This is a genomic window from Simplicispira sp., assembly GCF_028687295.1.
In the GTDB taxonomy this organism is placed as follows: domain Bacteria; phylum Pseudomonadota; class Gammaproteobacteria; order Burkholderiales; family Burkholderiaceae_C; genus Simplicispira; species Simplicispira metamorpha.
The window spans coordinates 1-10,832 of the sequence record NZ_JAQUAL010000110.1 but is presented as its reverse complement, the minus strand read 5'-3'; the positions used below and the strand labels follow the sequence as shown (position 1 = coordinate 10,832).

Annotated in this window: 10 protein-coding genes; 5 read left to right on the top strand and 5 right to left on the bottom strand. The window is 62.0% G+C overall.

Annotated elements, in window-relative coordinates:
- From ccoG to PHX69_RS11895, 5 genes are all read right to left on the bottom strand, one after another.
- Positions 1 to 1,013, bottom strand: a 1,013-nt coding sequence (gene ccoG, locus PHX69_RS11915) for a cytochrome c oxidase accessory protein CcoG (protein WP_288043898.1), incomplete at its 3' end; no start/stop codon positions are given.
- 167 nt (positions 1,014 to 1,180) lie between these two features.
- Complete coding sequence (gene acnB / locus PHX69_RS11910; RefSeq protein WP_119011832.1) at positions 1,181 to 3,772, bottom strand: bifunctional aconitate hydratase 2/2-methylisocitrate dehydratase; 2,592 nt, start codon at positions 3,770 to 3,772, stop codon at positions 1,181 to 1,183.
- Positions 3,773 to 3,815: 43 nt separating this feature from the next.
- Positions 3,816 to 4,460, bottom strand: coding sequence for a hypothetical protein (locus tag PHX69_RS11905; protein ID WP_288043896.1), 645 nt, complete (start codon positions 4,458 to 4,460; stop codon positions 3,816 to 3,818).
- A 28-nt stretch (positions 4,461 to 4,488) separates the two neighbouring features.
- Complete coding sequence (locus PHX69_RS11900) at positions 4,489 to 5,478, bottom strand: HpcH/HpaI aldolase/citrate lyase family protein (protein ID WP_119011830.1); 990 nt, start codon at positions 5,476 to 5,478, stop codon at positions 4,489 to 4,491.
- A 95-nt stretch (positions 5,479 to 5,573) separates the two neighbouring features.
- Positions 5,574 to 6,560, bottom strand: a complete 987-nt coding sequence (locus PHX69_RS11895; RefSeq protein WP_119011829.1) for a malate dehydrogenase — start codon at positions 6,558 to 6,560, stop codon at positions 5,574 to 5,576.
- 211 nt (positions 6,561 to 6,771) lie between these two features.
- Between PHX69_RS11895 and PHX69_RS11890 the strand changes: the two genes are divergently transcribed.
- The 5 genes from PHX69_RS11890 to PHX69_RS11870 all read left to right on the top strand — a co-directional run.
- Complete coding sequence (locus tag PHX69_RS11890; RefSeq protein ID WP_119011908.1) at positions 6,772 to 7,563, top strand: GntR family transcriptional regulator; 792 nt, start codon at positions 6,772 to 6,774, stop codon at positions 7,561 to 7,563.
- A gap of 144 nt (positions 7,564 to 7,707) precedes the next feature.
- Positions 7,708 to 8,142, top strand: a complete 435-nt coding sequence (gene sdhC, locus PHX69_RS11885; protein WP_119011828.1) for a succinate dehydrogenase, cytochrome b556 subunit — start codon at positions 7,708 to 7,710, stop codon at positions 8,140 to 8,142.
- A gap of 60 nt (positions 8,143 to 8,202) precedes the next feature.
- Positions 8,203 to 8,568: a succinate dehydrogenase, hydrophobic membrane anchor protein gene (sdhD, locus tag PHX69_RS11880; protein WP_119011827.1), complete on the top strand. Its 366-nt coding sequence runs from the start codon at positions 8,203 to 8,205 to the stop codon at positions 8,566 to 8,568.
- 22 nt (positions 8,569 to 8,590) lie between these two features.
- On the top strand, positions 8,591 to 10,399 hold the full coding sequence (gene sdhA, locus PHX69_RS11875; protein ID WP_119011826.1) for a succinate dehydrogenase flavoprotein subunit: 1,809 nt from the start codon (positions 8,591 to 8,593) through the stop codon (positions 10,397 to 10,399).
- Between the two features lie 26 nt (positions 10,400 to 10,425).
- The coding region (locus PHX69_RS11870) for a 2Fe-2S iron-sulfur cluster-binding protein (RefSeq protein WP_288043891.1) at positions 10,426 to 10,832 on the top strand (407 nt) is incomplete at its 3' end.

Below are 10,832 nucleotides of genomic sequence, written 5' to 3'. Positions count from 1 at the left end.
TGGCGCGGGCTCCAGCGCTGGGCCAGAGCGTTGGGCGTGGTGTAGCGGATCAGGCCGCGCGGGTATTGCATCTTGTCCATGACGGAGTTGCAGGCGTCCACGCACAGGCCGCAGCCAATGCACTCGTACTGCAAGCCATCGCGGATGTCGATGCCCACCGGGCAGACCTGTACGCACAGCGTGCAGTCAATGCAATCGCCCAGGCCCTGCGCCTTGTAGTCCACTGCCTTGGTGCGCGGGCCACGCGCCTCGCCACGTTCGGTGTCGTAGGTGACGATGAGCGTGTCTTTGTCAAACATGGCGCTCTGGAAACGCGCATACGGGCACATGTATTTGCAGATTTGTTCACGCAAAAAGCCGGCATTGCCGTAGGTGGCCAAGCCATAAAACAGCACCCAGAAAATCTGCCAGCCGCCTTGCAGCGCCATCACCTCGACGGCCAGCGTGCGAATCGGCACAAAGTAGCCCACGAAGGTAAAGCCCGTCCACAGCGACACCGCCACCCACAAGAACTGCTTGAGCGATTTGCGCCACAGCTTGTCCGCCGTCCACGGCGAGGCATCCAGGCGCAGGCGCGCGCTGCGGTCGCCCTCTACCTTGTGCTCTATCCACATGAAGATTTCGGTATAGACCGTCTGCGGACAGGCAAAGCCGCACCACAGCCGCCCGGCCACCGCCGTGAACAAAAACAGCGACAGCGCAGAAATGATCAGCAGCGCCGTGAGGTAGATGAAATCCTGCGGGTAGAGCAGCAACCCGAACAGGTAAAAGCGCCGCTGCTCCAGGTCAAACAGCAGCATCTGCCGGTCGTTCCACTGCAACCAGGGCACGATATAGAAGAACAACTGGGTGACCCACACCATGGCCCAGCGCCAATTGGCAAACACGCCGCGAATGGAGCGCGGCTGTATCTTGACCTGGGCTTCGTAGAGCGAGCCAGAATCGACTGCCGGGGTGATGGGGATGACTTTGCGCGGCGATTTCCCGCGCGGTGGGGGGGGAGTGTGGGACATGCAAGCCTCAAAACAACAACCAGAGGCGCTGCGCAGCGCCCCTGTGCCAAGGCCTTGACTATGGCGCAGCCCGCACCGCAATCACAGCAGCAGATGCGGCAATCCGGGGCGTATCAGATACAAAAAAACCCGCTTGAGGCGGGTTTTCAGGGAGCGCAACAGGCGGCTCAGGCGGCAACGCCCTTGGCCACGTCGGCGTACTCTTCGATCTGGTCGAAGTTCATGTAGCGGTACACGCTGGCCTTGTCGGCGTCGATCACGCCCATCGCGGCCAGGTACTCTTCCTTGGTCGGCAGCTTGCCCAGCTTGGAGGCAATGGCGGCCAACTCGGCCGAGCCCAGGAACACGTTGGTGTTCTTGCCCAGGCGGTTGGGGAAGTTGCGCGTGCTGGTCGAAATGACCGTGGCGCCTTCACGCACCTGCGCCTGGTTGCCCATGCACAGCGAGCAGCCGGGCATTTCGGTGCGCGCACCGGAGGCGCCAAACGCGGCGTAATGGCCTTCCTTGATCAGCTCGGACTGGTCCATCTTGGTGGGCGGAGCCACCCACATCTTGACGGGGATGTCGCGCTGGCCGCCCAGCAGCTTGGCGGCAGCACGGAAATGGCCGATGTTGGTCATGCACGAACCGATGAAGGACTCGTCAATCTTGGTGCCAGCCACTTCAGACAGGAACTTGGCGTCGTCCGGATCGTTGGGGCAGCAGACGATGGGTTCCTTGATGTCAGCCAGGTCGATTTCGATCACGGCGGCGTATTCGGCATCCTTGTCGGCTTCGAGCAGGTTGGGGTTGGCCAACCAGGCTTCGACCTTCTCGATGCGGCGGGCCAGCGTCTTGGCGTCGGCATAACCGTCAGCGATCATGTTCTTCATCAGCACGATGTTCGAGCGCAGGTATTCAGCCACCGGCTCTTTGTTGAGCTTGATGGTGCAGCCCGCAGCGGAGCGCTCGGCGGACGCGTCCGACAGCTCAAACGCTTGCTCGACCTTCAGGTCGGGCAGGCCTTCGATTTCCAGGATACGGCCCGAGAAGGCATTGACCTTGCCCGCCTTGGCCACCGTGAGCAGACCTTGCTTGATGGCGTACAGCGGAATCGCATGCACCAGATCGCGCAGGGTCACGCCAGGCTGCATTTCGCCCTTGAAGCGCACCAGGATGGATTCAGGCATGTCCAGCGGCATCACGCCCGTGGCGGCACCAAAGGCCACCAGACCGGAGCCTGCGGGGAAGGAAATGCCGATGGGGAAGCGGGTGTGCGAATCGCCACCGGTGCCCACGGTGTCGGGCAGCAGCAGGCGGTTGAGCCAGCTGTGGATCACACCGTCGCCGGGGCGCAGGGCCACACCGCCACGGTTGCTGATGAAGGCAGGCAGTTCGCGGTGCGTTTTCACGTCCACCGACTTGGGGTAGGCGGCGGTGTGGCAGAACGATTGCATGACCAGATCGGCCGAGAAGCCCAGGCAAGCCAGGTCTTTCAGCTCGTCGCGGGTCATGGGGCCGGTGGTGTCTTGCGAACCGACGGTGGTCATCTTGGGTTCGCAGTAGGTACCGGGGCGCACGCCCTGGCCTTCGGGCAGACCGACGGCACGGCCCACCATTTTTTGCGCCAGCGTGAAGCCAGCCTTCGACTCTGCCGGGGCAGTGGGCAGGCGGAACAGGGTAGAAGCGCTCAGGCCCAAAAATTCACGGGCCTTGGCGGTCAGGCTGCGGCCAATGATCAGGTTGATACGGCCACCGGCGCGCACTTCGTCAAACAGCACGTCGCTCTTGAGCGCGAATTCGGCCACGGTTTCGCCGTTTTTGACGATCTTGCCGTCGTAGGGCAGCACGTCAATGACGTCACCCATTTCGAGCTTGGAGACGTCCACTTCGATGGGCAGCGAGCCCGAGTCTTCTTGCGTGTTGAAGAAGATGGGAGCGATCTTGCCGCCCAGGGTCACGCCACCAAAGCGCTTGTTGGGCACGAAGGGGATGTCCTGGCCGGTGGCCCAAACGATGGAGTTGGTGGCCGACTTGCGGCTGGAGCCCGTGCCCACCACGTCGCCGACGTAGGCCACCAGATGGCCCTTTTTCTTCAGGTCGTCGATGAACTGCATGGGGCCGCGCTTGCCGTCTTCTTCGGGCTTGAAGGCTGCATCAGGGCGCGTGTTCTTCAACATCGCCAGGTAGTGCAGCGGGATGTCGGGACGGCTCCAGGCATCGGGCGCAGGCGAGAGGTCGTCGGTGTTGGTTTCGCCGGGCACCTTGAACACGGTGACGGTGATTTTCTTCTCGACTTCGGGGCGGCTGGTGAACCACTCGGCATTGGCCCACGATTGCATCACTTCCTTGGCTTTTGCATTGCCCGCCTTGGCTTTGTCAGCAACGTCGTTGAAGAAGTCGAACATCAGCAGCGTCTTTTTCAGCGCTTCGGCAGCCACGGCGGCCACATCGGTGTCCTCCAGCAGCTCAATCAGGGGGTGGACGTTGTAGCCACCGACCATGGTGCCCAGCAGCTCGGTGGCCTTGGCCTTGGAAATCAGCGCAACTTGCACGTCGCCGTGGGCGACAGCGGCCAGGAACGAGGCCTTGACCTTGGCGGCATCGTCCACACCAGGGGGCACGCGGTGCGTGAGCAAATCGAGCAAGAAGGCATCTTCACCAGCGGGCGGGTTCTTGATCAGCTCGATCAGGTCGGCTACTTGCTTGGCATCCAGGGGCAGTGGGGGAATGCCCAGCGCTGCGCGCTCGGCCACGTGGTCACGGTAGGCTTTCAACATCGGTTTCTCCGGTAGTTTTTGTGAAGTGGGGCAACACCAGGACTTACCTGGCGTTATTGGGCAGCGCGTCCAACACGCTGGGTGGGGGGTTTTTCTTGATGGCCTGGGCCACTTGGTACTGTGCCGGGCTCATGCACTCATCGGCCAGGCGCTGGCCGCGTTTTTGGTCCATGAGCATGGATTTGTTGGCAATCTGCAACCAGACGGCCCCGGCCTTCTGGTCTTCCAGGCGCACGGCGCCGGTGGTGGTGGCCACCGGGGCCATGTGGTATTTGAAGCCTTTGCCATCGACATGGAAATGGCCTGGCGCGTTGGCGTCAGCGGTCACGTTGACCGAAGCCCCCAGCTCACAAGGGATGTGGCCGACGTGAACCTGCTCGGCGATCGACAGCTCTTGCTGCGTCAACCCTGCGGCGGCGACGCCCGCTGCACCGACGGCACCCGCTGCCACAGCGCCGGCGGCCACGGCCTTGGTGCGGCTGGGTTGCGCCTTGGCCACCAGAACTTTGTCATCGGCCTTGGCAGTGGTTTTGGCGCGGGACTTGGCAGCGGCTTTGGCAGCACTGCTTTTCTTGGCGGCAGCGCTGGACGCATTTTTGGCGGGACTCTTGGGCGCAGTGGCTTGCGCCTGGGCCAGCACCACGGCGGGGGCCAGTGCCAACAGGGTGATTGCAAACAGATTTTTCATGGCGGACAACTCCAGCGGTCAATTCGGGTCAGGAACAGGTGGGCGCAAACCAGGGTTGTACCGCAACTGGCAACGCTTGCCCGGTTTGGTGGGCGCGCTCCAGCACCTGCCAGAAATAACGGTAGCTGGCACGGTCGTGCAATACACCCTCAAAACTGATGGGAGCCCAATCTGCACCTGCGCCAGCAGCTATGATTTTTGCAGCAGACTCGATCTCATTCTGGGCGGGTGCAAAGGCCGCCAGAATAGGTCTGATCTGCGCGGGGTGGATGCTCCACATGCGGGTGTAGCCCAGATCAAAGGCGGCGCGGTGGGCGGCTGACTGCATGGCAGCGGTATCGCTGAACTCAGTGACCACGCAGTGCGACGGCACCTTGCCATGGGCATGGCAGGCCGAGGCAATTTCAAGCTTGGCACGCACCACCAGCGGGTGCGTGAACTGCCCGGCAGATGTCATGCCCGAAGCTGGAATGGCACCGCCATGGGCCGAGACAAAATCCATCAGGCCAAAGCTCATGCTTTGCACCGACGGGTGCGCGGCAATCTCGAAGGCACGGTGTACGGCAGCGGGCGACTCAATCAAAACATGTAGCGGCAGGCGCCCGGCGGACGCGGCTTGTAGGGCTTTTTCGGCCAAAAGTACGTCGTCCACCGACTCGACCTTGGGCAGCATGATGTGGCACAGCCGGTGGCCGGCCTCGCCCACGATGGTGGCGATGTCGTTGGCAAAAGCGGGGTGATCGACGGGGTGAACGCGGGCTGCCACACGGGCGCCGGGGGCGGCATCGCGGGCCAGGGCCGCTACCAGGGCGGCGTGCTGCGCCTCGGCACCGACGGGGGCGCCGTCTTCGCAGTCGAGGGTGACATCAAAGACGCAGGTGCCGAATTCTTCGGTCATTTCGGCCTGCAATTGCAGGCTTTTGCGCATGCGCACTTCCACGCCGCTGTAATGGTCACAGACGGGCAGGAAGCCTGCCTGCGCTTGGGCACCCAAAAGAACGTCGCGGGGATGGGTCATGGCATCAAAAGCGCAGGCAAAAAGAGAGGAAAAAGGGGCAGCGCAAATTGCAACGGATGGCGCACCATCCGGGCAACCTGCGCTGTCAGGCGCGTTTACAGCAGGTGCTTGACGCCGTCGGCTTCGCCTTGCAGCTCGGCCAGGGTGATGTTGATGCGCTCTTGCGAGAAGGCATCGATTTCCAGACCTTCAACGATTTTGTATTCGCCGTTTTCAGTCGTCACGGGGAAGCCAAACACGATGCCGGCAGGAATGCCGTATTCGCCGTTGGAAGGCACGCCCATCGTCACCCATTCGCCGTTGGAGCCCAGGGCCCAGTCGCGCATGTGGTCGATGGCAGCGTTGGCAGCCGAGGCAGCCGACGACAGGCCGCGCGCTGCAATGATGGCAGCACCGCGCTTGCCCACGGTGGGCAGGAAGGTGTCAGCGTTCCAGACTTGGTCGTTGATGGTGTCTTTGACCGAAGCGCCGTTGATGGTGGCAAAACGGTAGTCGGCGTACATGGTGGGCGAGTGGTTACCCCACACCGTCAGCTTGCGGATGTCGCCCACGGCAGTGCCGGTCTTGGCAGCGATTTGCGAGGCAGCGCGGTTGTGGTCCAAGCGCAGCATGGCGGTGAAGTTCTTGGCCGGCAGATCGGGGGCCGACTTCATCGCGATGTAGGCGTTGGTGTTGGCGGGGTTACCGACCACCAGCACCTTGACGTTGCGGCTGGCGACCTTGTTCAGGGCCTTGCCTTGCACGGTGAAGATGGCAGCGTTGGCGGCCAACAGGTCGGCGCGCTCCATGCCGGGGCCACGGGGACGGGCACCGACCAACAGGGCGTAGTCGGTGTCTTTGAAAGCTTCTTCGGGGTTGCTGTGGGCTTCGATGCCAGCCAACAGCGGGAAGGCGCAGTCTTCCAGTTCCATGATCACGCCCTTGAGCGCGTTCTGGGCTTTTTCGTCAGGGATTTCGAGCAGTTGCAGGATGACGGGCTGGTCTTTGCCCAGCATTTCGCCGGAGGCGATGCGGAACAACAGGGCGTAACCGATTTGACCTGCTGCGCCAGTGACGGCCACGCGAACGGGTGCTTTGCTCATGGTGAAAACTCCAGGAAGTGAAGAAAAACAGGGAGGGGTGCAGCGGTTGCCACCTGCGCCTGTTACCAGCAACATGTGCCCCGCAAACAGCCGCCGATTCTACCGTTGATTTTCGTGCCGCGCCAATTTGTCTTATGTCTTATATAAGATATGATGCAGCCGTGCCATGCCTGGCGTTGCCGGGTCGCATGCCCGCATTGCCTGCGCCACCATGTCCTCCCTGCCCCTGCCCACCCCCGACAACCAGCCTTCGCCCTCCAGCGCAGCAAGCCTTCCCGCGCCAGCCTTCAGTCCCCTGTACCAGCAGATCAAGGGACTGATCCTGCAAAGCCTGCAAGCGGGCGAATGGAAACCCGGCGAGGCGATCCCCAGCGAAATGGAACTGGCCGCCCGTTTTCGCGTCAGCCAGGGGACGGTGCGCAAGGCCATTGACGATCTGGCCGCCGAACACCTGGTGATTCGCCGCCAGGGCAAGGGCACTTTTGTCGCCACCCATGCAGAGCAGCATGTGCAGTACCGCTTCCTCAAGCTACTGCCCGACAGCGGCGACGCCAGCGTGGAAGGCCCTGCCGAGCGCAATATCCTCGATTGCAAGCGGGTGCGCGCCAGCGCTGAGGTGGCCCGCGCGCTGGGCCTGCGCACGGGCGACCCCGTAGTGCAGGCGCGTCGCATTTTGTCGTTCAGCGGCGTGCCCACCATTCTGGAAGACATCTGGCTGCCCGGCCAGGCCTTCAAGGGCCTGAGCGCCGCACAAATGGCCAGCTACCCCGGCCCCACCTACGCCATGCTGGAGTTGGACTTTGGCGTGCGCATGGTGCGCGCCGGAGAAAAACTCCGCGCCGTTCTGCCCGACGAAGAGCAGGCCAGGCTGTTACAAGTCACCCCCACCACACCGCTGCTGAGCGTGGAACGCATTGCTTACACCTATAACGATGTTCCCATGGAGTTACGCCGTGGTCTTTACCGTACAGACACACACCATTACCGCAACGAATTGAGTTGACAAAGCCCGTCTGTAAGCGCCACACAAGCAAAAAGCTGAAAATACAGCCCGCGCCAAACCCCTGCTTGCTGCATTGCAATAGAATTTTGGCTTCCCCCGTCCGCGCGAAATTACCAAGCAGTTACATCCACGAAAGCATTTGCCATGACCGAGCTAGCCAAAAAGCGGCCTGAATTCCGCAACATCAACGCCTTCAAGGACCTGACCACCTACCGCATGACGGCTGCTGCATGGGTTTCCATCCTGCACCGTGCCAGCGGCCTGATCATGTTCTTGTTGCTGCCCTTCATCATCTGGATGTTTGACACCTCCGTGTCTTCCGAAATTTCCTTCGGTCGCTTCACGTCTGCGTTCAGCGCAGGGCTGGGCTTCGTGCCCGGCTGGTTCGTCAAGCTCGCCGCACTGGCCCTGATCTGGGCCTACCTGCATCACCTGCTGGCCGGTATGCGCCACTTGTGGATGGACGTCAGCCACGACGCCGTCAGCAAAGAGTTTGGCAAGTCTTCCGCCACCGCCGTCCTGGTGGTGAGCATCGCCCTGGCGGTGGTGCTGGGCGCCAAGCTGTTTGGTCTGTACTGATGAACTGGCGGTGCCAGCCACTGCGGCAGCACCTGTGATCGACTCAAGAGGAAACTAACTATGTCCGTAAATTACGGTTCCAAGCGCATCGTCGTCGGTGCCCACTATGGCCTGCGCGACTGGCTCAGCCAGCGCGTGACGGCAGTCCTGATGGCCTTGTTCACCCTGGTGGTGCTGGCGCAAGTGGTGTTCAGCAAAGGCCCCATCGGCTACCACCTGTGGGCAGGCATTTTTGCCGCCCAATGGATGAAGGTACTGACCTTCTCCGTCATCGTCGCACTGGCATGGCACGTCTGGGTTGGCGTGCGCGATGTGTTCATGGACTACATCCAACCCGTGGGTCTGCGCCTGACGCTGCAGGTCTTCACTATCGTCTGGCTGGTCGGCTGTGCTGGCTGGGGTTTCCAAGTTTTGTGGCGTCTCTGATTACCGCGACTGAAGGCAAATAATGAGCTACACCAACGCTAACATCACCAAGCGCAAATTTGACGTCGTCATCGTCGGCGCCGGCGGCTCCGGCATGCGCGCTGCCCTCGAACTGTCCCGCGCAGGCCTGAACGTGGCCTCGCTGTCCAAGGTGTTCCCCACCCGCTCGCACACTGTGGCAGCGCAAGGTGGCGTGAGCGCATCGCTGGGCAACATGTCCGAGGACAACTGGCACTACCACTTCTACGACACCATCAAGGGCTCCGACTGGCTGGGCGACCAGGACGCCATCGAGTTCATGTGCCGCGAAGCCCCCAAGGTCGTGTACGAGCTGGAACACTTCGGCATGCCGTTCGACCGCAACCCCGACGGCACCATTTACCAGCGTCCCTTTGGCGGCCACACCGCCAACTACGGCGAAAAACCTGTGCAACGCGCCTGCGCCGCCGCTGACCGTACTGGCCACGCCATGCTGCACACGCTGTACCAGCAGAACGTCAAGGCCAAGACCAACTTCTTCGTCGAATGGATGGCGCTGGATCTGATCCGCGACGCCGACGGCGACGTGGTGGGCGTGACCGCGCTGGAAATGGAAACCGGCGACCTGTACATCCTGGAAGCCAAGACCGTGCTGCTCGCCACGGGTGGCGCCGGCCGCATCTTCGCTGCCTCGACTAATGCCTTCATCAACACCGGCGACGGTCTGGGCATGGCGGCACGCGCCGGCATTCCGCTGCAGGACATGGAATTCTGGCAGTTCCACCCCACCGGCGTGGCCGGCGCCGGTGTGCTGCTGACCGAAGGCTGCCGTGGCGAAGGCGCCATCTTGCTCAACAGCAACGGCGAACGCTTCATGGAGCGCTATGCGCCCACCCTGAAAGACCTGGCACCGCGTGACTTCGTGTCCCGCTCCATGGACCAGGAAATCAAGGAAGGCCGTGGCTGTGGCCCCAACAAGGACTACGTGCTGCTCAAGCTCGACCACCTGGGCGCCGACACCATCCACAAGCGCCTGCCCTCGGTGTACGAAATTGGCGTCAACTTCGCCAACGTGGACATCACCAAAGAGCCCATCCCCGTGGTGCCCACCATCCACTACCAGATGGGTGGCGTGCCGACCAACATCAACGGCCAAGTGGTCACGCAGGCCAACGGTATCCACAATGCCGTGGTCAACGGCCTGTACGCGGTGGGCGAATGCTCGTGCGTCAGCGTGCACGGCGCCAACCGCCTGGGCACCAACTCGCTGCTGGATTTGCTGGTGTTCGGCAAGGCCGCTGGCCGCCACATCGTCGAGTTCAACGACAAGAACAAAGAGCACAAGCCTCTGCCCAAGGATGCGGCCGACCGCACCCTGGAGCGCCTGAACCAACTCGACAAGTCCAGCGAAGGCATCTATGCCCAAAGCTTGGCGGGCGACATCCGCACGGCCATGCAGCAACACGCTGGCGTGTTCCGTACACAGGCCAGCATGGACGAAGGCGTCAAAAAGATTGCTGAAATCCGCAGCCGCGTGGGCAAGGTCACCCTGAAAGACAAGTCCAAGGTGTTCAACACCGCCCGCATCGAAGCGCTGGAAGTGGACAACCTGATCGAAGTGGCCCAGGCCACCATGGTGTCTGCCGCCGCCCGTACCGAATGCCGTGGCGCCCACACCGTGTACGACTACGAGCATGGCGCCGACCACGCCGAGTTCCCGCTGGGCCGCAACGACAAGGAGTGGCTCAAGCACACCCTGTGGTACAGCGAAGGCAGCCGCCTCGATTACAAGCCGGTCAACCTCAAGCCCTTGACTGTGGACAGCGTGCCGCCCAAGGTTCGCACGTTCTAAACCAGTAGCACTTCAAGAGAAGAACCATGCAAAAACGCACATTCCAAATCTACCGCTACGACCCGGACAAGGACGCCAAGCCCTACATGCAAACCGTCGAAATCGCACTCGACGGCCACGAGCGCATGCTGCTGGACGCCCTGGTCAAGCTCAAAGAGCAAGACCCCACGCTGTCGTTCCGCCGCTCCTGCCGCGAAGGCGTGTGTGGCTCCGACGCCATGAACATCAACGGCAAGAATGGTCTGGCCTGCCTGACCAACATGAACACGCTGCCGGGCGTCATCACTTTGAAGCCCCTGCCGGGCCTGCCCGTGATCCGCGACCTGATCGTGGACATGACGCAGTTCTTCAAGCAGTACAACTCGATCAAGCCCTACCTGATCAACGAAGGCCTGACGCCCGACAAGGAGCGCCTGCAATCGCCCGAAGAGCG